Below are 23,963 nucleotides of genomic sequence, written 5' to 3' on the forward strand. Positions count from 1 at the left end.
CCATCGCCGCCCATTATCACCGGGCGGGCTTCTTCTCCCCCTCCAGCCGGCAGCCGGTGTACGCCGAGATCACCAGGTTGCGCTGATAGGCCAGCTTGATCGACATCCGGGCCGGGCCCAGCAACCACACGTCGTGATCGCCCGGGGCGGCCCGGACCGCCTCAAAGCCCTTCGCCCCGATCCTTTTGGCGGCCGCCCGGGCCGCGCCCTCGATCTTGGCCCACTGCTTCTCCGACACCACGGCGCCGTCGCCCACCCGGTTGGGCAGGTACACCGCCCGCCCCGGGCTGTCCTCGAACGGCGGGTCACACGAGGTGGCGCTTTCCACATCCAGATCTCGCCAGCGCAGGCCCGGGGCGATTTTCTTGGCCTCTTTGATGATGGCGTCGGTCGCCGACTTCAGGTCCTTCCTGGTCTGTTCCAGCGTCGGCAGCGTGGCGAGATCCAACGGCTGCGGCGCCGCGCTGGTCGAGCTGGGCGAGCTGGGCGGGGCGGCCTCGTCGGCGGCCGAGCCGCAGCCGGTAGCCACGGCGGGCACCGCCGCGCACAGCGCCAGCATCCTGCGGTATCTCATCAGCTATTCCTACCGTCGGTCTCGAATGGCATTCTCACCCAGACCGGCCACCACCGCGGCAATGTTGTACCCCGCGGTGCGCAGCAGCGCCTGCCCGCCCGGCCCGGCGGCGGTTTCGGGGTACTGGCTGTGCCCGCTCGCCGCGGCCAGCAACCCGCCCGGCACGGCCACCGCGTCGGTCTCCAGCCGGACGAACTCCGGGTTGGCCGCCGGGTTGGGCCCGAACTCCCCGGCACCGGTGACGTCGACGGCCGTGCCCAGCGCCGCCGCCACGAACCCGTGCGGAAACGGCAGGGCGGTGCCATGCATCCGGGTGGCCGGCGGAGCGTCGAACACCAGCTGGATCGGGTCATCCGGGGTCTCCATGGCGAAGACGTGGCCGGGCCGCAGGTTCAGCTGCGCCGGGGTGGACGCCGTGACCCCCGGTGAGCCGTAGAACACCGCGTCGTCGACGTGGGTGGAGCGCTGCAGGGCCAGGCCGGTGGTCAGCGAGCCGTAGGAGTGCCCGATCGCCGTGAGGTGCGCGGGCGCGGCGCGGCCGGCCTGGATGCGCGCGTAGAACCGGGCCAGGTCCGCTGCGGCGGCGCCGGCCACCGCAGCGTGGCTGACGTCGTTGACCCCGGCCGCGTTGGCGCCCAGCCCGCCGAACCCGGGCAGGCCGTCGAACGCGGGGATCTGCGGGGCGTCGTAGCCGAGCCAGGCCACCGCGGCCACCGTCTGCTCGCCGCGCCCGGCGTCGATCAGCTGGCGGCGGGCCTCGCGGCGCAGTTCGGCCGCCTCGCGGGTCATGGCGCCGATGCTGGCACGCAGCGACGTGTTCAGACCCGGCGTAGTGACCGCCACGTGGTCGGCGGTGAACGGGTCGCCGGCGGCGACGGCGGCGTGCACCTGCGTGCCGCCGTCTGCGTCGAAGAGCACCAGCCGGGTGCCGGGGTTGGCGTCCAGGGTGTCCTGAACGGCGTGCAGGTCAGCCAGATTCGCCGCGCCGGCCTCGCGGGCGCGGGCCAGCGCCCGGGCCAGGTGCCGGCGGTTGTCGTGGTCGACACCGGCGGCCGGGTTCGGCGCGGCGGTGGGAGAAGCCTGAGATCCGAAAGCGGCGGCCAGCTCGGCGTCCACCGAATTCGCCTGGTCCACAATCGAATACAGCCTCCCCTGCAGGGTCAGCCGCACGGCCAGCGCCTCCGGCCGCGCGCCGGGCAGCGGGCGGATCACCCCGGTCAGCGGGTCGATGTCCAGCCGCCAGGCGACGGCCTCCACCCGCACCTGCCGCAGCGCCGACGTGATGTCCTCGATGCCGTCGGCGGCCCGACGGGCGGCCTCGGCGACCGCCGACACCTCGCCGCCGTGCGTATTCAGATCCCGGCGCAGCCGCTCCAGCGCCGCGACCGCCCCGGCAGCCGCCTGCCCGGACCAAGACGTCAACAGCAGCCGACCCAGACCCGCGGCGGCGTCGCGCACCGCCTGGGCGCGAATGCCCAACGCGGCGAACACCTCCCGCACGGCGGCGGGGTCCCAGCGTTCGATGTCACCGACGGTCAGCGTCATGACAGCGCGTCCGCGCCCCGCTGCTCGGCATCGGAAAAGGCGGCGGCACTGGCCTGCAACGCCTGCGCGTACTCCGCCAGCCGGCCCAGCAGGACAGTGGTCACCGACGCCCACTCGGTGAGACGTTCGGCTACCGCGACGCCCGACAGTCCGCGCCAGCCGGGTAGCGCCGCCTCGATCCGGGCACCCGACGTAGCGTGCGCGGCCGCCAGGTCCTCGCCCAGCCCGTTCACCGCGGCGGCGGCGACCAGCAGCTCCTCGACACTCACCCGAAGCGACATACGCCAGGGATAACAGCGGGCGCCGAAACGGCGCCAGTCAGTGTCTACTTAGCGGAGTCGAACTTGTTCATAGCCTCGTCGAGGCGTTGCAACGCCGCACCGTACTGAGCGAAGTTGCCGCTGCGCTGCGCTTCGCGGACCGCGCCGAGCGCCGACTGCACGTCATTGAGCGCGGCGGCCTTGGCCGGGGAGAGCGCTGTGCCGCCCGGCGTCAGCGCGGCCACCGGCGGGGTGGGCACCTCGGCTGCCTGCGCCGGCGTCGACGAACCGTCGGCGGGTTTGGCGGCCGGCGCCCCCGGCCCGACCGCCGGGGCCGGACCCGTCGCCGTGGCCCCCGCACCGGCGCCGAAGATGCCGTCGAGCGCCTGAGAGACCGTCGGGCCGTAGCCGACCTTGTCGTTGTACATCATCGCCACCCGGATCAGGCGCGGGTAACTCGACGCGGCGTCACTGGCGCCCGGGGACGCGTACACCGGCGCCACGTACAACAGGCCGCCCTGCCCCACCGGCAGCGTCAGCAGGTTGCCCCACCGGATGCGGTTCTGGTTGTCCCGACCGATGACGCCGAGGTCCTGGGACACCGCGGTGTCGGTGCTGATCGCGTTGAACGCCAGCTTGGGGCCGTTGACCTGACCGGGGATGGTCAGCACGGTGATCTTGCCGTAGGTCTCCGGGTCCGAGCTGGCGCTGATGTAGGCGGCCAGGAAGTCGCGGCGGAACCGGTTCATCGCCGAGGTCAGTTGGAACGAACTCGAATTGTCGTTCTTGGCAAGGTCTTTGGCCACGATGTAGTACGGCGGCTGGAAGCTCGACGCCGTCGGGTTCGGGTCCAGCGGCACGTCCCAGAAGTCCGAGGTGGAGAAGAACGTCACCGGGTCGTCGACGTGGTACTTGGCCAGCAACGCCCGCTGCACCTTGAACAGGTCCTCCGGGTAGCGCAGGTGCGCGGCCAGCTCCGCGGTGATCTCGCCCTTGGGCTTGATGGTGCCCGGGAAGGCCTTCATCCACGCCCCCAGCACCGGGTCCTGCTCGTCCTGGGCGTAGAGCGTGACGGTGCCGTCGTAGGCGTCGACGGTGGCCTTCACCGAGTTGCGGATGTAGGACACCTTCTTATCCGGCAGCAGCCGGTTGACCGCCACGTCGGTGGAGTCCGCGGTGGCCGAACTCAAGCTGGTCAGTTCGGAGTACGGGTAGTTGTCCAGCGTGGTGTAGCCGTCGATGATCCACACCATGCGCTTGTTGACGATCGCCGGGTAGACGGTGGTGTCGGTGGTCAGCCAGGGGGCCACCGCCTTGACCCGCTCGGCCGGATCGCGGTTGAACAGGATCTTGGAGTTCGAGCCGATCACGTTGGAGAACAGGAAGTTCCGCTCGGCGAACTTGGCGCCGAACACCGCCCGGTCCAGCCAGTTACCGATCGACACCCCGCCGATCCCGGTGTAGGTGTAGTTCTTGGTCTCGGTGTTGGTCTCGTAGTCGTATTCGCGGTCGGTGCCGTTCTTGCCGACGATCGCGTAATCGTCGGGCCCCGAGGAGATCACCGGGCCGAAGTAGATGCGCGGCTGGTCCAGCGGCGCCGGGCCGGGCGAGACCACGCTGCCGTTGGCGCCGACCACCGACGCCAGGAACTCCGGGTAGCCGCCGTTCTGGTTGGGGTCGTTGGCGACCCCGCGCACCGTGTTGGCCGGGGAGGCGATGAACCCGTTGCCGTGGGTGTACACGGTGTGCCGGTTGATCCAGTCGCGCTGGTTGTCGATCAGCTTGGCCGGGTTGAGCTCGCGGGCGGCCACCACGTAGTCGCGCAAGGATCCGTCGCGCTCGGAGTAGCGGTCGATGGACAGCTGCTCGGGGAAGAAGTAGAAGTTCTTGCCCTGCTGGAACTGGGTGAACGCCGGGCTGATGATGGTCGGGTCCAGCAGCCGGATGTTGGAGGTGGTGGACCGGTCGGCGGCCACCTGCGCGGCGTTGGTGGGCGCGTTGCCGGTGTAGTCGCGATAGGTGACCGCTTCGTTGGTCAGGCCGTAGGCCTGCCGGGTGGCGGTGATGCTGCGCGAGATGAATTCGCTTTCCTTCTGCGCCGCATTCGGTTTGACGCTGAACTGCTCGACGATCATCGGCCAGCCCGCCCCGATCACCACCGAGCTGAGCAGCAGCAGCACCAGGCCGATGGCCGGGATGCGCAGGTCACGCAGGACCAGCGCGGAGAACACCGCGCCCGCGCAGATGATCGCGATGGCCAGCAGGATCAGCTTGGCCGGCAGCACCGCGTTGATGTCGGTGTAGCCCGCCCCGGTGAACGGCTTGGCCAGCCGGGTGTGGCTGAGCAGCTCGTAGCGGTCCAGCCAGTAAGCCGCTGCCTTCAGCAGCACCAGAACCCCGATCAGGCTGATCAGCTGGATGCGGGCCGAGCGGCTGATCGCGCCGGTGCCCGCGGCCAGCCGGATGCCGCCGAAGATGTAGTGGGTCAGCAGGTTCCCCAGGAACGCCAGGAACAGCGCGGCGAACACAAAGCTCAGCACCAGCCGGTAGAACGGCAGCTGGAAAGCGTAGAAGCCCAGGTCGAGGCCGAACTGCGGATCGGCGATGCCGAAGCTGCCGCCATGCAGGAACAGCTGGATGCGCGGCCAGTAGCCCTGGGCCACCAGGCCGGCCAGGCCGCCGATCACCGCGGGCACCCCGATGCCGAACAGCCGCAGTTTGGTCATCACCGCCATCCGGTAGCGGGCCACCGGGTCGTTGGGCCCGGCGGTGGGCACGAACACCGGCCGGGTGCGGTAGGCCAGCAGCAGCGCGGCGAAAACAACGGCCCCCACCAGCAAGGCCGTGACCAGGAAGACGATCAGCCGGGTGAACAGCACCGTGGTGAACACCGAGCGGTAGCCGAGCTCGCCGAACCACAGCCAGTCGACGTAGGTGTCGATGAACTTCGGGCCGATCAGCAGCACGGCCACGACGGCGACGGCGATCCCGGCGAGGACGCGGCCGCGTTGGCTGAGCGAAGGCATGCGGGCAGGTGGCCGAACGGTCACAGGCGCACTCCGTTATCCCCGGGGAAATTCACGGTGCCAACTCTACGCAATTAGCACACGGGAGGGTTGCCGCCCGTGGTCAACGCCTTAAGCGCATCGATGGTCTGCTGCAGGTTCTCGGCCTTGACCAGTTGCATGCTGTTGTCGTGCACGGTGCGGGCCTCGTCGCAGTTGTCGGCGGGCACCAGGAACACCGTCGCCCCGGCCTCCTGGGCGCTGGACATCTTGTGGGTGATGCCCCCGATCGGGCCCACCTTGCCGTCGGCGGTGATGGATCCGGTGCCGGCGACGAACTTCGATCCGTTGAGGTCACCGGTGGTCAGCTTGTCGACGACGGCCAGGCTGAACATCAGCCCGGCCGACGGGCCGCCGATGTTGGCCAGGTTGAAGTCGACGGTGAACGGCGCCCACGGGGCGTCGCGCACGGCGATGCCCAGGTAGCCGTAGTCGCGGTCCTCGTTGCGGCCCAGCGTGATCGTGGCGGTGCCGGACGGGCCGTTGCGGCGGCGGTAGTCGATGACGATGTCCTGGTCGGGCTTGGTGGCCTTCAGCAACTTCGTGAACGCCTCGACGTCGGCCACCTTGGTGCCGTTGACGGCGTCGATGCCGTCACCCTGCTGCAGCTTGCCGGCCGACGGGCCCGGGTCGTTGACCTTCTCCACCGTGACGGCCTTGGCGTACTTGAGGTAGCCCAGCGCCGCATACTCGGCGTTGTCCTCGGAGTTCGTGAAATCCGCGTTCTGATCCTTCTCGATGTCCTCGCGGGACTTCTCCGGCGGGAACACGAGGTCGCGCGGCACCAGCTGGTCGTTGCCGGACAGCCAGAACGCCAGCGCGTTGGCCAGGGTGAGGCCGTCGCGCTGGGCGACGGTCGTCATGTTCAGCTGCCCCGAGGTGGGCTTGACCGGGGTGCCCTCGATGGCCACCACCGGCTTGCCGTCGACCTCCCCGAGGGTGTCGAACGTCGGACCGGGGCCCAGTGCCACGTACGGCACCGGCACCGCGGCCAGCAGCACACCGAACGCGACGATGGGCACCATGGCCACCGCCAGCGTCAGAATCCGCCTGTTCACGCACCACACAGTAGAGGTCGGTACGGTGATGTCTATGCCTGACGTGCCCTTCGGCTTCTCCCCCGGCGACGACCCGGACCCCCGTGACAAGGGCGGCAAGGGCGACAAAGGCGATAGAGGCGACGACAGAGCCGGACAAGATCCGTTCGGTTTCGGTGGCGGCGACTTCAACGTCGCCGACATCGGACAGCTCTTCTCCAAGCTCGGCGAGATGTTCTCCGGCGCCGGCAGCGCCATGGCCGGCGGCCCGGGCGCCGGGCCGGTCAACTACGACCTGGCCCGCAAACTGGCGTCGAGCTCCATCGGATTCACCGCCCCGGTGTCGGAATCCACCTCCCACGCCGTCGCCGATGCGGTGCACCTGGCCGACACCTGGCTGGACGGGGCCACTGCGCTGCCCGCCGGGGCCAGCAAGTCCGCGGCGTGGACCCCGCAGGACTGGGTGGACAACACCCTGCCGACCTGGAAGCGGCTGTGCGACCCGATGGCCGAACAGGTTTCGTCGGTGTGGTCGGCCAGCCTTCCTGAGGAGGCCAGGGCCATGGCCGGGCCGTTGATGGCGATGATGACGCAGATGGGCTCCATGGCGTTCGGCTCCCAGCTGGGTCAGGCGCTGGGCCGGCTGTCGCGGGAGGTGTTGACCTCCACCGACATTGGGCTGCCGCTGGGCCCGAAGGGCGTGGCCGCGCTGATGCCGGCCGCCATCGAGGAGCTGTCCGAGGGCCTGGACAATCCGCGCAGCGAGGTGCTGACCTTCCTGGCCGCCCGCGAGGCGGCCCACCACCGGCTGTTCAGCCACGTGCCGTGGCTGTCGAGCCAGCTGATGGGCGCGGTGGAGGCCTACGCCAAGGGCATGAAGGTCGACATGAGCGGCATCGAGCAGATGACGTCGGGTTTCGACCCGGCCTCACTGGCCGACCCGTCGAAGATGGAAGAGCTTCTCTCCCAGGCGCAATTAGAGGGGGGCATGTTCGAACCCAAGGCCACCCCGGAGCAGACCGCCGCCCTGGAGCGGCTGGAGACCCTGCTGGCCTTGATCGAGGGCTGGGTGTCCACCGTGGTGGCCGCCGCCCTGGGCGACCGGATTCCCGGCACCGTGGCGCTGTCGGAAATGCTGCGGCGGCGTCGGGCCACCGGCGGTCCCGCCGAGCAGACCTTCGCCACCCTGGTGGGCCTGGAGCTGCGGCCCCGCAAGATGCGCGAGGCCGCGGTGCTGTGGGAGCGGCTGACCGACGCGGCGGGCATCGACGCCCGCGACGCGGTGTGGAACCACCCCGACCTGCTGCCCTCGTCCTCCGACCTCGACGAGCCGGCCGGGTTCATCGACCGGGTGATCGGCGGGGACACCAGCGGTTTGGACATCGACGCGGCGATCGCCGAGTTCGAGAAGGACCTGGGATCTTCGGGCGGATCTTCCGGCGGTTCCTCCGGCGGCCCTGAGGGGCCTGTGGAGAGCTGAGACGCCGCACGGCGTCGCGGTGGGACAGTCGCCGATGTGTATGCGTTGGACTCCGCGATGCCGGTTCTGCTGCGACCCGACGGTGCGGTGCAGATCGGCTGGGATCCGCGCCGGGCGGTGCTGGTCCGTCCGCCCGCCGGGCTGAGCTCTGGCCGGCTGGCCGGGGTGCTGCGGGCGATGTCCTCCCCGATGACGCGAACGCAACTGCAGCGGATGGCCGGCGGAGTCGCCGGATTCGACGAGGTGCTCGACGCGCTGGTGGCCTCCGGGGTGGTGCGCGAACGCGCGAAACGCCCAGCGGGGCGGGCGTTGTCGATCCGGGTGCACGGTCGCGGCCCGCTGTCTGACCTGCTGGCCGACGGGCTGCGCTGCTCGGCCGCGCGGGTGAGCCGCAGCAGCCACGGAGGCGGCGCCGCCGGTGCGGCCGCCGGGGTGGACCTGGTGGTGCTGGCCGACGCGCTGACCGCTGACCCGCGGCTGGTGCGTGACCTGCAGAACTGCCGGGTGCCGCACCTGCCGGTGCGGGTGCGCGACGGCGCGGGTGTGGTGGGGCCGTTGGTGATTCCGGGGTTGACCAGCTGCCTGAGCTGTGCGGACCTGCACCGCACCGACCGCGACCCGGCGTGGCCGGCGCTGGCCGCACAGCTGCGCGACGTCGTCGGCACCGCCGACCGGCCGACGCTGCTGTCCACCGCGGCACTGGCGTTGAGCCAGCTGCAGCAGATCATCGCCGCCGCGCGAGGCGAACCGGTCTCGTCTCCCCCGGCGACGTTGGACGCGACGCTGGAGGTGGACGTCGCCTCATCGACCATCTCGGCCCGGCGCTGGGTTCGCCATCCGCTGTGTGGGTGCTGGCCCGGTGTGGCCCCACCCGTCACAGCGTGAGGACCACTAACACTTGTGCCGGCCTCCACCTGGCGGCCGACGTCCTGGCGCGGACGCCCGCGAGGTCGACGTCACCGCAGAGCATCGTCGCCCGACGATGGGTCAGACATCCGTTATGTGGTTGTTGGCATCCGCCGTTGACCGGGGCGCCATATAAAGGATGATGGTCAGCGTGGCTGACGACATCAAGCGTGGAAGTGCCCGCCGCAATGCCAAGCTGGCCAGCATCCCGGTCGGTATCGCGGGGCGGGCTGCGCTGGGCGCGGCCAAGCGGCTGTCCGGCAAGTCCAAGGATGAAGTCAACGCTGAGCTGGTGGAGAAAGCGGCCAACCAGCTGTTCTCCGTGCTCGGCGAGCTCAAGGGCGGCGCCATGAAAGTGGGACAGGCGCTTTCGGTGCTGGAGGCCGCCATCCCCGAGCAGTTCGGCGAGCCCTACCGCGACGCGCTGACCAAGCTGCAGAAGGACGCCCCGCCGCTGCCGGCCGCCAAGGTGCACCGGGTGCTCGACGGCCAGTTGGGCACCAAGTGGCGTGAACGGTTCAGCTCCTTCGACGACAACCCGGTGGCGTCGGCGTCGATCGGGCAGGTGCACAAGGGCGTGTGGGCCGACGGCCGCGAGGTCGCCGTGAAGATTCAGTACCCCGGTGCCGACGAGGCGCTGCGCGCCGACCTCAAGACCATGCGTCGGCTCACCGGCATCCTCAAGCAGATCGCGCCCGGCGCCGACGTGCAGGGCGTCGTCGACGAGCTGATCGGGCGCACCGAGCTGGAGCTGAACTACCGGCTGGAGGCGGATAACCAGCGCGCGTTCGCCAAGGCCTACGACGGCCACCCGCATTTCGCGATCCCGCATGTGGTCGGCAGCTCACCGAAGGTGGTCGTCAGCGAGTGGATCGAGGGCAAGCCGCTCTCGGAGATCATCCGCAACGGCACCCGCCACGAGCGGGACCTTTCCGGCACAAGGCTTTTCGAGCTGACGTTCGACTCGCCGTCGCGGGTGGGATTGATGCACGGCGACGCCCACCCCGGCAACTTCATGCTGATGGAGGACGGCCGGATGGCCGTCATCGACTTCGGCGCGGTCGCCCCGCTGCCCAACGGCCTGCCGATCGAGTTGGGTCAGATGATCCGGCTGGCCCAGCAGCGCAGCTACGACGAGCTGCTGCCGACCATGGAGAAGGTGGGGTTCATCCAGAGGGGTGAGCAACTGTCGATCGCCGACATCGACGAGATGCTGGCCCAGTACGTCGAGCCGGTCGAGGTGCCGGTGTTCCACTACACCCGCAAGTGGCTGCAGAAGCACGCCGCGGCGAACATGGAACGCACCCCGCAGAACCTGAAGATGGCCAAGCAGATGGACCTGCCGATCGAGCTGGCGATCCCGCTGCGGGTCATCGCCTCCAACGTGGCGATCTCCTGCCAGCTGGACTGCCACGTCCCGGTGCGGGAGATGGCCGAGCGGTTGATTCCGGGGTACGCCGAGCCGGCCTAAGCCGCCACCTCCTTGCGCGGGCGGCCACGTGGACGCTTGCGGGCCAACACCGTTCCGCGGTCGAGGATCTCCCCGCCCCACACCCCCCACGGCTCGGCGCGGTCGAGCGCTGCGGCCAGGCATTGGCGGCGCACCGGGCAGGCGCCGCACAGGGTTTTGGCCCGCTCCAGCTCGACCGGATTGTCGGCGAACCACAGATCGGGATCACCGTCCCGGCATGGAATGCGCATGGTCTCCTCCTTCTGCGATTTCTTGTTGGGGCTGGTTTCTGGCTTGGGACAAACAAAAAGGCCACGGACTTGAAAAGTCCGTGGCCTGGGTGCTTGTTCGCGTGCGCTAGCAGACGCTCCCCTCCACGGACGAGGTAGCGGCGGCGTGATGCGCGGCGACGAACAGCATGTGGGCCAGCGTATCGGCACCCCGGAAAAGGCACAACCGAATTTCCGACCAGCCCCGCCGGCCGTCCCCGATGATGCCCGGCTACTGATTCTCGTGCAGTAGTTCACGCACCGAGGTGCGGGTCCCGTACGGCCGCAGCATCACGCTGGCCGGACGGGGCCGCACCTTCAGCGGCCACCAGAACCAGCGGCCCAGCAGCGCGGCGATCGACGGCGTCATGAACGACCGCACCACCAGGGTGTCGAAGATCAGGCCGACACCGATGGTGGTGCCGATCTGCGCCAGCACCATCAGGTCCCCGAAGGCGAAGCCGCACATGGTGAACGCGAACACCAGACCCGCGGCGGTCACCACCGAACCGGTGCCGGCCATCGTCCGGATCAGCCCGGTGTTCAGGCCCGCGCCGATCTCCTCCTTGAACCGGGCGATCACCAGCAGGTTGTAGTCCGACCCCACCGCCAGCAGGATGATGACAGCCAGGGCGAGCACGATCCAGTACAGCGGGATGCCCAGCAGGTGCTGCCAGATCAGCACCGACAGCCCGAACGAGGCGCCCAGGGACAGCACGACCGTGCCGACGATCACCAGTGCGGCGACCAGGCTGCGGGTGATGAAGACCATGATCAGCAGAATCAGGCTGATCGCGGAGACCGCCACGATCATCAGGTCGTATTTCGCCATGTCCCGGGCGTCCTTGAACGCCGAGGCGGTGCCGCCGATGTAGACCGTCGAGCCGGCCAGCGGGGTGCCCTTGAGGGCTTCCTGCGCGGCCTGCCGGATCGGGTCGACGTGCGAGAGTCCGTGCGGCGTAGCCGGATCCCCGTCATGGGTGATGATCATCCGGGCGGCCGTGCCGTCCGGGGAGAGGAACAGTTTCAGGCCGCGTTTGAACTCGGAGTTGTCGAACACCTCGGGCGGCAGGTAGAAGGTGCTGTCGTCCTTGGCTTCGTCGAACGCCTTGCCCATCGCGTCGGAGTTCTTCAGCGCCTCGGCGGATTGGGCCAACAGCCCGGTCTGAGTGGCGTAGTTGGTCTCGGCCAGTGCCTTGTTGCGTTCCTGGATGGCGATCTGCTCGGGGATCAGCGCCATTTGTTCGGGGATCAGCGCCAGCAGTTGCGGCTGCAACGCATTGAGCTTGTCCAGGCTCTGGGTCACCTGGTCGAACTGATCGGTCAGCGAGTCCACCCCGTCGAGCGCGTCGAACAGCGAGCGGAACGTCGCACAGACCGGGATGTCGAAACAGTGCGGCTCCCAATAGAAGTAGTTCTTGATCGGCCGGAAGAAGTCGTCGACGGCGGCGACCTTGTCGCGCAACTCTTTGATGGTCGCCGAGGTCTCCCGGAACGCGGTCACCTGCTCGTCGGTGGCCGCGGTGGCCTGCTGCTGCAGGTCGTACTGCTGCTCGGTCAGCGAGTACTGCTGCTGAAGCAGCGCGATCGACGTCGAGATCTCGTCGAGCTGCTTGAGGATGTCGGCGGCACGGGCCTCCTGGAACGGCAGGTTCTGGATCTGCGCCGAACTCTGCGCGCTCATCGCGAAACCGAGCGAGGTGTGGTCCAGCGGGGTGCCCAGCGGCCGGGTGATGGACTGCACCTGCGCCACCCCGGGGGTGCGGAAGACCTCCTTGGCCACCCGCTCCAGCACGATCATGTTCGCCGGGGTGCGCAGATCCTTGTCCGAGTCGATCATCAGCACTTCGGGGTTGAGCCGGGCGGTGGAGAAGTGCCGCTCGGCGGCGGCGTAACCCACCTTGGCCGGCGCCCAGTCCGGCTGATACGGGCGGGCGTCGTAGGAGGTCTTGTAGCCCGGCAGGGCGAGCAGGCCGATGAGCGCCACCGCGACGGAAGCGGTCAGGATCGGCCCCGGCCAGCGCACGATAGCGGTGCCGATGCGACGCCAGCCGCGGGTCCGCATCGCCCGCTTGGGGTCGAACAGGCCAATGGTGCTACCCATGGTGATGACCACGGGTGTCAAGGTCAGCGAGCCCACCAGGGTCACCAGGACGCCGATGCCGGCCGGAATGCCCAGGCTCTGGAAGTACGGCGTCCGGGTGAAGCGCAGGCAGAGGATCGCGGCGGCGACGGTCAGACCCGACCCGATGATCACGTGGGCGGTGCTGCGGTACATGGTGAAGTACGCCGCCAGCCGTTCCTCGCCGGCCTGGCGGGCTTCCTGATAGCGGCCCAGCAGGAAGATGGCGTAGTCCGTGGCCGCGGCGACCGCCAGTAGCGTCAGCAGATTGGTCGCATACGTCGACAGCGGGATGATGCCGACGTGGCCCAGGACGGCGACCACCCCGCGGGCGGCGGCCACCTGGATGGCGACCGCCACCAGGGTCAGCAGCGCGGTGGTGATGGAGCGGTAGACGACCAGCAGCATCACCGCGATGACCCCGAAGGTCAGCGCGGTGACCTTGATGTGGCTGCCCTCGCCCACCGCGAACTCGTCGGCGACCAGGGCCGCCGGACCGCTCACGTAGGCCTGCAACCCCGGTGGCGGCGGGGTGTCGGCCACGATGGCGCGGACGGCGGCGACCGACTCGTTGGCCTGGCTGCTGCCGGCGTCGCCGGCCAGGTACACCTGGATCAGGGCGGCCTTGCCGTCGTTGCTCTGGGCGCCCGCCGCGGTCAGCGGGTCACCCCAGAAGTACTGGACGTGCTGGACGTGTTCGGTGTCGGCCGTCATTCGGGCCACCAGGGCGTCACCGAAGGCGTGTGCCTCAGCGCCCAGTGGCGCCTCACCCTCGATGACGAGGGTGACCAGGCTGTCGGAGTCGTACTCGCCGAACACCTTCCCGACCTGCTTGCTGGCGATCGAGGAGGGTGCGTCCTTGGCTGCCTGCGCCACGTTGTGAACCCGTCCGACTTCTTCCAGCGGAGGCACCAGGGCGTTGCTGGAGGCGGCCAGGGCCAGCCAGAAGATGGCGATCGGAATGCACAGCCGGCGGATCCAGCGGGCGAAGCGCTGCTTGCCGTGGGCACTCATCCGACCCGCCTCATCCGGATTTGTCCAGACAGAAGACGTAGGCGGACCGGCCGTCGGAGAACTGTTCGACCTTGACCACCCCGTCGATGGTGATGCGGCAGCCCAGGGTGTACCCGTCGCTCTGCGCCTGGATGTTCACCACCACCGCGGGGGTGGTGGTCGAGTCCTGGTAGGACCACGGCAAGGAGGCGCCGTCCACCCGCTGCGGGGTGGCGTTGACGTCGAGGTAGGTGATCGTCGCCGTCGCGGACGGCTCACCGAACACCTCCAGCTGAACCTCTTTGGGGTTGAACGGGACGATCTGGTCGGCGGTGCCGCCGGGTTTGGCGGCGTTCTGCTGCGCTCCGAAGGCGGTCTGCAGCCGCTGGACCGCGAAGCCGGCTATCGCGACCACGACGATGGCGACCAGCACCATCCAGCCACGCCGCAGGACCCGACCCATCACAACCGAGGACAGTAGTGCGTGGACAGTGGCACCGCTTACTGGCGTGCCCGGACCAGTTCCAGCACGTCGGCCCCGAATTGCTCGAGCTTGCGGGCGCCGATGCCCGGGATCGCCGTCAGCGCGGCGTCGTCGGTGGGCAGCGTTTCGGCGATGGCGATCAGGGTGTTGTCGGTGAACACCACATAGGCCGGGACCTTCAGCTCCCGCGCGGTGTTCAGGCGCCACTCCTTGAGTTGGGCCAGCAGCTCGTCGTCGACGTCCACCGAGCAGGTTTCGCAGCGCCGCAACATGATCGACGGTGCGGTGGTGAGCACCGCGTTGCACACCCGGCAGCGTGGGGTGGCGCCGCGCTGCCGGCGCGGCTTGGCGGGACCGGCGGCGTCGACACGGGCCTGGGGGGCGATGCCGCCCAAGAACCGGGACGGTTTGCGGGACTGCCGCCCACCCGGGGTGCGCGCCAGCGCCCAGCTCAGTTCGAGATGGTGCCGGGCGCGGGTGACTCCGACGTAGAGCAGGCGGCGCTCCTCCTCGACGGCCTCGCTGTCCGGGCCGTGCGACAGGGCGTGGCTGATCGGCAGGGTGCCGTCGGCCAGGCCGACGAGGAACACCGCATCCCACTCCAGGCCTTTGGCGGCGTGCAGCGACGCCAGCGTCACACCCTGCACGGTCGGTGGGTGACGGGCGTCGGCCCGCACCCGCAACTCGGCCACCAGCGAGGTCAGGTCCAGGTCGGGCCGGATGGCGACCTCCTCGTCGACCAGTTCGGCCAGCGCGACCAGCGCCTCCCAGCGTTCCCGGGCCTTGGCGCCGGTCGGTGCTTCAGGGCTAAGGCCAAGCGGCTCAAGCAGATCGCGCACGAGTTCGGGCAACGGGCTCCGACCATCCCCCGAGTCGCTGCGCTCCTGCCCGCCGGCGACGCCCCGATCGGCCGCCCGTTGCAGCGCCACCAGCGACTGCCGGATCTCCTGGCGGGAGAAGAACCCCTCGCCGCCGCGAACCTGGAACGGGATGCCGGCGGCGGTCAACGCCTCCTCGTACACCTCGGACTGGGCGTTGATCCGGTAGAGGACCGCGATCTCGGCGGCGGGTGTGCCGGCCGCGATGAGTCCCTTGACGGCGCGGGCCACCCCGGCGGCCTCGGCCACCTCGTCGGGGTGTTCGCGGTACGTCGGCTCCGGGCCGGGCGGGCGCTGGCCGATCAGGTGCAGCTTGGACCCGGCCATCCGCCCGCGCGCCGTGGCGATCACCCGGTTGGCCAGCGACACCACCTGCGGGGTGGAGCGGTAGTCGCGTTCCAGGCGCACCACCGCGGCGTCGGGGAAGCGGCGGGAGAAGTCCAGCAGGTAACGCGGGCTGGCACCGGTGAAGGAGTAGATGGTCTGGTTGGCATCGCCGACGACGGTCAGGTCATCACGGTCGCCGAGCCAGGCGTCGAGCACCCGTTGCTGCAGCGGGGTGACGTCCTGGTATTCGTCGACGACGAAACACCGGTAGCGGTCGCGGAATTCGCCCGCCACCGCCGGGTCGTTCTCAATGGCCGCGGCGGTGTGCAGCAGCAGATCGTCGAAGTCCAGCAGCGTCACGCCGTCCCGGTTGGCTTTCAGCGCCTCGTAGCCGGCGTACACGGCGGCCACCTTCGCGGCGTCGAGCGGGATGTCCCGGCCGTTCTCGGCGACGGTGGCCGGGTAGGTCTCCGGGGTGATCAGCGACGCCTTGGCCCATTCGATCTCACCGGCGAGGTCGCGCACGTCGTCGGTGGAGGCCTGCAGCCTGGCCCGGTTGGCGGCCTGGGCCACCACGGCGAACTTGCTGTCCAGCAGTTGCCAGCCGGTGTCGCCGACCACCCGCGGCCAGAAGTACTGCAACTGGCGCCGGGCGGCGGCGTGGAAGGTCAGCGCCTGAACCCCGCCAACATCCATGGCCCGCAGCCGGGTGCGCATCTCCCCCGCCGCACGGGAGGTGAACGTGACCGCGAGCACCTGCCCGGCCGAGACGTGCCCACCGGCCACCAGGTGGGCGATGCGGTGGGTGATGGTGCGGGTCTTGCCGGTGCCGGCGCCGGCCAGCACGCACAACGGGCCGCGCGGGGCCAGCACGGCCTCACGCTGTTCGTCGTCGAGGCCGTCCAGCATGGCGTCCATCTTGGCAGCTAGGGCGGACAGGATAGGTTCTCCTGCTATGAGCGGGTCCGAACTGATCATGTACAGCACCGTCTGGTGCGGCTACTGCAAGCGGCTCAAGACCGCGATGAAGTCGTCCGGTATCGCGTTCCGCGAGGTCGACATCGAGCACGACCCGGAAGCCGCGCAGTTCGTGATGTCGGTCAACGGCGGCAACCAGACCGTGCCGACGGTGAAGTTCCCCGACGGCAGCGCGCTGACGAACCCGTCGATCGCCGACGTCAAGGCCAAGCTGGCGTCCTGAGTTCCGTCGACTCTGCACGCAGCCCATCGACTCTGCGCACAGACCGGGTTTTCCGGCGGCGCGGGGACGCTCTACGCGCAGAGTCGAGCGCTGAACTCAGTCGGCGAACGCCCAGGACTCGATGATCTCGCGGGCGATCGAGATGGAGCCGGGCAGCAACAGACGCGACTCGGAGACGCTGCTCCAGTCGCCCTCCTCCAGCGCCCCGCGCACCTCGTCGCGGGTGAACCAGGCGGCCTCGGCGATTTCGCCGTCGTTGAAGGCGAACTCCTGCTCGGGGTCGGCGATGGCGTGGAAGCCCACCATCAGCGAGCGCGGGAACGGCCAGGGCTGGCTGCCCAGGTAGGTGACGTCGCGGACGTCCAGGCCGATCTCCTCGGCGATCTCGCGGGCGACGCAGGTCTCGAACGACTCCCCTGCCTCGACGAACCCGGCGAGCAGCGAGAACAGCCGCGGCGGCCACACCACCTGGCGGGCCAGCACCGCGCGGTCGCGCCCGTCGTGCACCAGGCAGATCACCGCCGGGTCGACGCGCGGGAAATCCTCGTGACCGGTCAGCAGGTTGCGTCGGGCCCAGCCACCCCGGATCGGCCGGGTGGGGTTGCCGTCGACGGGTGAAAACCGCGCGCTGTCATGCCAATTCAGCAACGCCAGGGCGCAGGCCACCAGCTGCGCGCTGACGTCGTCGAACGGCACCCCGGCGCGGCGCGGGTCCACCGCGCGGGCATCGGAGTACTCGGGCGGCGCCAGCGGCGCGCGTGTCGCCCAGGCGTGCCGGCCGTCGGGCATCCGGCCCAGGAACACCGCGTCCCCGGGCGGCGCGTCGGCCAGTTCGGCTGCCGGGTTGAGCACCACTTCCTGCCCGACGACCAGAACCTGACTGCGGTCGTCGACCCGCAGCAGCACGGCCTCAGCCCAGCCCTGCGTCGCGGCGTCGACGTCGGTGCGCAGATGATCGGCGCGGTCGGCCCCCACCCGGGACAGCAGCGGGACGTTGCGCAGCCGGAAGCTCATCGGTGCTTAGCCGGCTTCCACGGTGCGGACGTACAGCAGCCGGTCGTTGCGTTCCAGCGCGTCGACCTCGGCGTCGTCCACTCGCAGCAGCCGGCCGTCGCGCACCACACCGAGCACGATGTCGGTCAGATGCCGCGGTGAACCGCCGACCTCCTTGCTCTCCACCTCACGCTCGGCGATCGACAGACCGGTGTCGGGAGTCAGCAGGTCCTCGATCATCTCCACCACGGTGGGCTTGGAGGTGGCCAGCCCCAGCAGCCGTCCGGCGGTCTCGGAGGACACCACCACCGAATCGGCGCCGGACTGCAGCAGCAGATGACGGTTCTCGGCCTCGCGCACCGAGGCGATGATGGTGGCCTTGGGCGCCAGTTCGCGCGCGGTCAGGGTGACCAGCACCGCCGTCGGGTCGCTGTTGGTGGCCACGACGATCGAGGCGGCGTGCTGGGCACCGGCCAGTCGCAGCACGTCGGACTTGTTGGCGTCACCGCGTACGGTGACCAGTCCCCCGGCACTGGCCCGGTCCAGGGACACCTGGTCGGTGTCGACGACGACGATGTCGGCCGGGGCGACGCCGTCGCCGATCATCGCGGCGACCGCGGTGCGACCCTTGGTGCCGTATCCGACGACGACGGTGTGGTTACGCACGGTGTTCCTCCAGCGCTGAATTCTCAAGGCCTGCCGCGAGGCGGCGGTCAGGGTTTCCACGGTGGTGCCGATCAGGACGATCAGGAACGCGAACCGCAGCGGGGTGATGACCAGGACGTTGACGAGCCGGGCCCGCTCACTGAACGGGGCGATATCGCCGTAGCCAGTGGTCGACAGTGACACCGTGGCGTAGTAGAAGCAGTCCAGGAAGGTCAACGGCTTCCCGGCGGCAGTGTTGTAACCGTCGCGGTCGAGGTACACGACGATCGCCGCGGTGAAGAGCGCCGCCCCCGCGTAGAGCAGCCGCTGGGCGATGCGCCGGCCGGGAGAGATGAACTTGTCCGGGATGCGCAGGTGCTCGACCAGCGCGGCGTCCGGTTTGGCGGCCAGATTCTCGTCGATCGCGTCGAGGTGCCGCTGCATGCGACGGTCAGCCACAGCGGCCCGTCATGGAACCACCCGGCCACTTCGCCGCACGCAACACCCGCACACGGCCATTATGTAACCATGCCCGATGGTGCCAGCGAACCCGTAAGCCAACGTCCCGCCTACCGGATGGGGGCGATGCTGATCGGCATCGGCGCGGGGCATTTCCTGGCGCCGAAGCCGTTCGACACCATCGTGCCGGCCGAACTGCCGGGCAATGCCCGCTACTACACCCTGGCGTCGGGGGTCGCCGAGATGGGCGTGGGCGCCATGCTGCTGGTTCCGCGGACCAGGCGGCTCGGGGCGCTGGCGGCGGCCGCCCTGTACCTGGCGGTGTTCCCGGCGAACCTGAACATGGTGCGGTTGTGGCGGGACAAGCCGCTGCCGATGAAGATCTTTGCGCTGGCCCGGCTGCCGCTTCAGGTGCCGATGGTCACCCGAGCACTGGCGATTCGGCGCAACGCTCCGCGTCGGGGCTGAGTCCGGGGGTGAGCAGCGCAACGAGTTCGTCTGCGCCGTAGAGGCTTTCGGGCACCACGGTGCGCCCGGCGCGCACGTAGTGGAATGCCGCCCGGACTTGCGCCGGCGGCAGGCCGGTCAGTCCGGCCCAGGCCAGCCGGTATACCGCCAGCTGGACCGCGGCATGGCGCAGCGCCTCCTCGCCGGCGGGCGGCTCGCCGGTCTTCCAGTCCAGCACCGTGACACCGCCGCCGGCGTCGGCGAACACCGCGTCGATGCGGCCGCGCACCAGGGTGTGGCCCAACGCGAGTTCGAACGGAACCTCGACGGCGATCGGGGTGCGAGCTGCCCATGGCGAGGCTGTGAACGCCTCCTGCAGCACCGCGAGTTGCTCGGCGTCGGCGCTCTGCGGGTCTCCCGCACCGGGTAGGTCGTCGAGGTCGAACAGCCGCTCGGCGCCGTAGAACCGCTGCACCCAGTCGTGGAAGGCGGTGCCGAGGATGGCGTGCGGGTCGGGCCGGGCGGGCAGCCGCCGGGTGAGCCGACGCGCGGCGGCGTCGCGATCGCGGTCGAGATCGACCAGCGCGCTGACCGAGATCTGGGCGGGCAGTTCGGCGGGCGCGGCGGTGGCGGCCTGGGCCCGTTCGGTGAGCAGGGCGTCGACGTCGGCGATCCAGCCGGCGATCCAGCCGTGCGGGTCGGCGGGTTCGGCGGCGGGGCCGGCTTTGGCTACCTTGGCCGCTTCGACCAGGGCCGCCCCGCGGACCACGTCACCGCGCCGGCCGCCCAGCGGGTCCACCGGCCAGACCGATTCGATGGTGTTGTCGCGCAGCGGATTCGGCTCGCCGTTGGGTGGCGGGGGTTCCCAGTGCTCGACGACGCCGCACGGATCATCCGCGGAGGCTTCGATGATGTCGCGGATCTCGACCAGGAAGTCCGACGGGCCGCGGGGGGTGGATTCGGTGGCGCCCCAGTGGTGTCCGGAGATCAGCAGGGTGTCCTCGGCACGGGTCAGCGCGACGTAGAGCAATCGGCGTTCCTCGTCGACACGGCGGGCCAGCAGCTGGTCCCGGTGGGCGTCGATCACCTCGGCCAGCGCCTTACGGTCGCTGACTGAGGAGGTGTCCAGGATCGGTACCCCGTGGTCGCCCGTCCGAATTTTCGAACCGGTGTCGCCGGCCCGGTCGCCGCGCAACAGCGGCGGCAGATCAGCCGGATCGGTCAGCCAGGTCCGCTTGGACGCCGTCGACGGGAACACCCTGGCGCTCAGGTGCGGAACGGCCACGATCTGCCACTCCAAGCCCTTCGCGGCGTGCACAGTGAGCACCTGAACCCGGCCGGGTGCCACCCCGACCTCGGCCGGCGACAGCCCGTTCTCCACCTCCGCGGCGGCGTCGAGGTAGGCCAGCAGGCCCGCCGCGCTGTTGGTGCCGTGACCGCCGGAACGGTCGGCGTAGTCGGCGACGACGTCGGCGAAGCGATCCAGGTGCTCGGTACCGGTGCCGGCGGCCCGCACCTCGGCGTCGACACCCAGCACCCGGCGCACCTCGGCGACGAGGTCGGTGACGGGGTGGGACAGGAAGCCGCGCAGGCGGACAAGTTCGGCGCTCAGCGCGGCGATGCGGCGGTAACCCTCCGCCGAGTACGCATCGGCCTGGCCGGGGTCGGCCAGAGCGTCGGCCAGGCAGGCGGTGTCGGGGTCGGCGGCCGCGGCGACGATCTGCTGCGCCGACACCGCAGCGGGCCGCTGGCCGTCGAGCAGCAGCGCGCGCCGCCACAGCGCGGCCAGGTCGCGGGCGCCGAACCGCCAGCGCGGCCCGGTGAGCACCTCCATGGCCGCCGCGCCGGCGGTGGGCTCGGCGGTCAGCCGCAGCATCGAAATGACCTGCGCCACTTCGGCGATGGATAGCAGACCGGCGAGGCCCACCACTTCCACCGGAACCCCGCGCGCGGCAAGCTCCCGGGCGACCGGCCCCGCGTCGGCGTTGCGGCGCACCAGCACCGCCGCGGTGGGCGGCTGCTCACCGGCGTTCGCCGCCGCGGCGTAGCGGGCGGCGATGTGGTCGGCCACCCAGTTCCGTTCGGCTGCGATGTCGCGGTGCAGCGCACATACGACGGTGCCGGCCGGAGCGTCGGGGCGCGCCCGTAGCGGCCGCACCGCCACCGAGCGGCGGCGCGCCTCGGCGGACACCGCGTTGGCCAGCTGCAGCACCCGCGGCGGATTGCGCCAGCTGGTGCGTAGCTCCAGCGTGGGCGCCGCGTCTCCGGAGCCGAGCGGGAAGTCGGTGGTGAAGCGCGGCAGGTTCGTGGCCGAGGCCCCGCGCCAGCCGTAAATGGACTGGATCGGATCACCCACGGCGGTCAGGGCCAGCGACTCATCAGCCCCGCCGCCGAACAACGCCGACAGCGCGATCCGCTGGGCGTGGCCGGTGTCCTGGTACTCGTCAAGCAGCACCACCCGGTAGCGGGCGCGCAGCTGTTCGGCGACCTGCGGGCAGGCGGTGGCCAGCCGGGCCGCCGCGGCCATCTGGCTGCCGAAGTCCATCGCCGTGACCTCGCGCATCCGGGAGTGCAGGGCGTCGATCAGCGGCACCAGCGCGGCGCGTTCGGTCTGGGTGTCGAGCAGGTCCAGCAGCTTGCGGTTGGGACCGGTGTCGCGCTGACGCGGGCCGGGCGGCAGGGTGTGCACCAGCCGGTCCAGCTCGCGGTGGGTGTCGCGGAGCTGCGCGGTGTCGACGAGGTGTTCGGCCAGTTCGTCGGACAGCCGCAGCACCATCGCGGTGACCGTGGCGGGGGCGGCGTCGATGGGCAGCGGGTGCGGGTAGCGGTTGACCACCTCGCAGGCCAGCTGCCAGCGTTCGGTCTCGCTGAGCAGCCGGGCGTCGGGCTCGACGGGCAGCAGCGGGCCGAACTCGCGCAGCAGTGTGCCGGCGAAGGCGTGGTAGGTGCTGACCGCCGGCGCACCGGCGGGCTCGAACCCAGCCTCCACCCCGAGGTGTCCGGACAGCCGCGCCAGCCGGGAGCGCACCCGCCGCAGCAGCTGCCCGGCGGCCTTGCGGGTGAAGGTCAGGCCGAGAACCTGGCCGGGATCGGCGTAGCCGTTGGCTACCAGCCACACCACCCGCGCGGCCATGGTCTCGGTCTTGCCCGCCCCGGCGCCGGCGACCACCACCAGCGGGCCGGGTGGGGCGGCGATCACCGCCGCCTGTTCGTCGGTGGGTTGCGGAAGACCAAGGGCAGCAGCCAGTTCCGTCGGGGTGTAGGTCACGGCTGTCCCCCGGTGTGGGCCGGGCAGGTCCGCCGCATCGGGCAGTGCGTGCAGCTGTCGTTGACCCGCGCGGGGAACGTCGGGCCCGCGGTGGCCGCCGCCGCGGAGCGCACCGCCTCGTGCCGGACCGCGACGTCGTCGGGGCCGAGCGCGGTCTGCTCACGTTCGGTGGCGCCGCTGACCGACGGCTTGCCGACATACACCAGCCGTCCGCCGCCGGGCTGGTCACCGTCCGGCAGCGCGCCGGCCGCCACGGCCAGCTGATAGAGGCCCAGCTGGGCGTGCTGCTGGGCGTCGTCCTTGCTGACCGGGCTCTTGGCGGTCTTGACGTCGACCACCACCAGCCGGCCCTGGGCGTCGCGTTCCAGGCGGTCGATGCGGCCGCGCACCCGTACCCCGGGCAGGCCGTCGGCGGGTTCGGCGAGCATCCCGTCCAGGGCCACCTCGGTGCCGATCTCAGTGAGCTCGTGGCGGGTGGCGGACCGCCAGGCCATGAACGCAGCGATCATCGCGCGGTGCCGTTCGAGCTCGTTGGCGGCGAACCAGGGCGCGGCGAAGGGCAAAGCCGCCCAGAGCTTTTCCAACTCGGCGACCATCTGCTGCTCGGTCTTGCCGGAATCGGCGAGCAGGGCGTGCACCAGCGAACCGAGAGTGGAGTTCAACGCGCGCGCCTCGGTGCCGCCGTGGCGTTCGGCCAGCCAGCGCAACGGGCAGGCCGTGAGAGTCTCCAGCGTGGACGGGCTCATGGTGACGGTGTGCCCGTCGTCCCCGGGGTTCCACAACGGCTCGTCGGTGCTGACCTCGGTGAGCCCGTGCCAGTGCGACGGGTCCGCCCCGGGGACGCCGGCCACGGACAGCCGGGCCAATTGCTCTGCGGCGCAGTGGCGTTCGGGTTCACTGATCGCACCGTCCGGAGCGCACACCGCGGCGCGAAGCCGGCCCACCACCGCCGCCGTGGACAGTACGTCGGGCGCCGACACCGGTCGGGGTGACTCGTCGGCAGTGCCGCCGGGGAGTGCGGCCAGATCAGCAGAAGCGCCGCTGGCGAGTGCGGCGAGTTCGGCCACGAACGGCGACGGGAGGGTGACCTCGTCGCCGGTGTCGCTGTCGACCGCGGTGATCAGCAGCCGCCGGCGGGCCCGGCCCATCGCCGCGATCAGCAGACGGCGTTCCTCGGCCAGCAGCGGCGCCCGCGCGGACACGTCGTCGCCCAGGCCGTCGAGGCTGTCGAGCAGCCGCTGGGTGCCCAGCACGCCGCCGCGCGGGGTGGTGTTGGGCCACAGGCCGTCCTGCAGTCCGGCGATGACGACGGTGTCCCAGTCGCGGCCGAGCGCGGCGTGCGGGCTGAGTACGGCCACCGTCTCCCCAACCGGTGGGGCGTCCAGTACCGGGGCCAGCTGCAATCCGGCCACATGGTCGAGCAGCCCGGTCAACGACGCGCCGGTGGTGCGGGCGACGTGGTCGTCGGCGATGTCGAACAGGGCGGTGACGGCGGCCAGGTTGCGACCGGCCACCGCGCCCTCGGCGCCGCCCCGCTCGGCGGTCGACAGCCAGCGCCGC

At 70.5% G+C, this 23,963-nt stretch carries 18 protein-coding genes; 5 read left to right on the top strand and 13 right to left on the bottom strand.

Going from position 1 to position 23,963, the window contains the following annotated elements; genetic code table 11:
- Nucleotides 1-16: 16 nt before the first annotated feature.
- The 5 genes from ADBZ6I_RS05235 to ADBZ6I_RS05255 form a co-directional block, all read right to left on the bottom strand.
- Nucleotides 17-574, bottom strand: a complete 558-nt coding sequence (locus tag ADBZ6I_RS05235) for an LppA family lipoprotein (RefSeq protein WP_526381568.1) — start codon at nucleotides 572-574, stop codon at nucleotides 17-19.
- Between the two features lie 9 nt (nucleotides 575-583).
- On the bottom strand, nucleotides 584-2,119 hold the full coding sequence (locus ADBZ6I_RS05240) for an alpha/beta hydrolase (RefSeq protein WP_526381570.1): 1,536 nt from the start codon (nucleotides 2,117-2,119) through the stop codon (nucleotides 584-586).
- Entirely contained in the window at nucleotides 2,116-2,400 is a 285-nt protein-coding gene (locus ADBZ6I_RS05245) for a WXG100 family type VII secretion target (RefSeq protein ID WP_526381572.1), read from the bottom strand. Before ADBZ6I_RS05245 ends, ADBZ6I_RS05240 begins: the two co-directional genes overlap by 4 nt.
- Before the next feature lie 44 nt (nucleotides 2,401-2,444).
- The gene (locus ADBZ6I_RS05250) at nucleotides 2,445-5,405 is read right to left on the bottom strand and encodes a UPF0182 family membrane protein (RefSeq protein WP_526381574.1); all 2,961 of its coding nucleotides are present in this window, start codon (nucleotides 5,403-5,405) and stop codon (nucleotides 2,445-2,447) included.
- Nucleotides 5,406-5,479: 74 nt separating this feature from the next.
- On the bottom strand, nucleotides 5,480-6,502 hold the full coding sequence (locus ADBZ6I_RS05255) for a YlbL family protein (RefSeq protein ID WP_526381576.1): 1,023 nt from the start codon (nucleotides 6,500-6,502) through the stop codon (nucleotides 5,480-5,482).
- A 34-nt stretch (nucleotides 6,503-6,536) separates the two neighbouring features.
- On the opposite strand from ADBZ6I_RS05255, the gene ADBZ6I_RS05260 reads away from it, so the two are divergent.
- The 3 genes from ADBZ6I_RS05260 to ADBZ6I_RS05270 all read left to right on the top strand — a co-directional run bounded on the left by ADBZ6I_RS05260 (nucleotide 6,537) and on the right by ADBZ6I_RS05270 (nucleotide 10,338).
- Nucleotides 6,537-7,961 carry a zinc-dependent metalloprotease gene (locus ADBZ6I_RS05260; RefSeq protein WP_526381578.1) on the top strand — a complete coding sequence of 475 codons (1,425 nt, stop codon included), beginning with the start codon at nucleotides 6,537-6,539 and terminating at the stop codon, nucleotides 7,959-7,961.
- Nucleotides 7,962-8,018: 57 nt separating this feature from the next.
- The gene (locus ADBZ6I_RS05265) at nucleotides 8,019-8,846 is read left to right on the top strand and encodes a TOMM precursor leader peptide-binding protein (protein WP_526381596.1); all 828 of its coding nucleotides are present in this window, start codon (nucleotides 8,019-8,021) and stop codon (nucleotides 8,844-8,846) included.
- Between the two features lie 172 nt (nucleotides 8,847-9,018).
- Nucleotides 9,019-10,338 (top strand): macrolide-binding ATPase MABP-1, encoded by a 1,320-nt coding sequence (locus tag ADBZ6I_RS05270; protein WP_526381580.1) that lies wholly within the window; start codon nucleotides 9,019-9,021, stop codon nucleotides 10,336-10,338.
- On the opposite strand, the gene ADBZ6I_RS05275 is transcribed toward ADBZ6I_RS05270, so the two are convergent.
- The 4 genes from ADBZ6I_RS05275 to ADBZ6I_RS05290 form a co-directional block, all read right to left on the bottom strand.
- Nucleotides 10,335-10,568, bottom strand: coding sequence for a WhiB family transcriptional regulator (locus ADBZ6I_RS05275; protein ID WP_526381582.1), 234 nt, complete (start codon nucleotides 10,566-10,568; stop codon nucleotides 10,335-10,337). The genes ADBZ6I_RS05270 and ADBZ6I_RS05275 overlap by 4 nt on opposite strands.
- 250 nt (nucleotides 10,569-10,818) lie before the next feature.
- The gene (locus tag ADBZ6I_RS05280) at nucleotides 10,819-13,722 is read right to left on the bottom strand and encodes an MMPL/RND family transporter (protein WP_526381584.1); all 2,904 of its coding nucleotides are present in this window, start codon (nucleotides 13,720-13,722) and stop codon (nucleotides 10,819-10,821) included.
- A 10-nt stretch (nucleotides 13,723-13,732) separates the two neighbouring features.
- Nucleotides 13,733-14,164 (bottom strand): MmpS family transport accessory protein, encoded by a 432-nt coding sequence (locus ADBZ6I_RS05285; protein ID WP_526381598.1) that lies wholly within the window; start codon nucleotides 14,162-14,164, stop codon nucleotides 13,733-13,735.
- Nucleotides 14,165-14,202: 38 nt separating this feature from the next.
- On the bottom strand, nucleotides 14,203-16,308 hold the full coding sequence (locus ADBZ6I_RS05290; RefSeq protein ID WP_526381586.1) for a UvrD-helicase domain-containing protein: 2,106 nt from the start codon (nucleotides 16,306-16,308) through the stop codon (nucleotides 14,203-14,205).
- Between the two features lie 37 nt (nucleotides 16,309-16,345).
- Here ADBZ6I_RS05290 and ADBZ6I_RS05295 point away from each other — a divergent pair, with 37 nt between their 5' ends.
- Nucleotides 16,346-16,591, top strand: coding sequence for a mycoredoxin (locus tag ADBZ6I_RS05295; RefSeq protein WP_526381588.1), 246 nt, complete (start codon nucleotides 16,346-16,348; stop codon nucleotides 16,589-16,591).
- A gap of 96 nt (nucleotides 16,592-16,687) precedes the next feature.
- On the opposite strand, the gene nudC is transcribed toward ADBZ6I_RS05295, so the two are convergent.
- Both nudC and ADBZ6I_RS05305 read right to left on the bottom strand, forming a co-directional pair.
- Nucleotides 16,688-17,605: an NAD(+) diphosphatase gene (nudC, locus tag ADBZ6I_RS05300; RefSeq protein WP_526381590.1), complete on the bottom strand. Its 918-nt coding sequence runs from the start codon at nucleotides 17,603-17,605 to the stop codon at nucleotides 16,688-16,690.
- Nucleotides 17,606-17,611: 6 nt separating this feature from the next.
- Complete coding sequence (locus tag ADBZ6I_RS05305; RefSeq protein ID WP_526381600.1) at nucleotides 17,612-18,673, bottom strand: potassium channel family protein; 1,062 nt, start codon at nucleotides 18,671-18,673, stop codon at nucleotides 17,612-17,614.
- Nucleotides 18,674-18,757: 84 nt separating this feature from the next.
- Between ADBZ6I_RS05305 and ADBZ6I_RS05310 the strand changes: the two genes are divergently transcribed.
- Complete coding sequence (locus ADBZ6I_RS05310) at nucleotides 18,758-19,156, top strand: DoxX-related protein (RefSeq protein WP_526381592.1); 399 nt, start codon at nucleotides 18,758-18,760, stop codon at nucleotides 19,154-19,156.
- On the opposite strand, the gene ADBZ6I_RS05315 is transcribed toward ADBZ6I_RS05310, so the two are convergent.
- The gene (locus ADBZ6I_RS05315; protein WP_526381602.1) at nucleotides 19,110-22,457 is read right to left on the bottom strand and encodes an ATP-dependent helicase; all 3,348 of its coding nucleotides are present in this window, start codon (nucleotides 22,455-22,457) and stop codon (nucleotides 19,110-19,112) included. The two genes, ADBZ6I_RS05310 and ADBZ6I_RS05315, sit on opposite strands and share 47 nt — an antisense overlap.
- Nucleotides 22,400-23,963 (bottom strand): PD-(D/E)XK nuclease family protein (locus tag ADBZ6I_RS05320; protein WP_526381594.1); only part of this gene is annotated, 1,564 nt, incomplete at its 5' end. The genes ADBZ6I_RS05315 and ADBZ6I_RS05320, both read right to left, overlap by 58 nt.

The organism is Mycobacterium sp., from assembly GCF_044342925.1.
In the GTDB taxonomy this organism is placed as follows: domain Bacteria; phylum Actinomycetota; class Actinomycetes; order Mycobacteriales; family Mycobacteriaceae; genus Mycobacterium.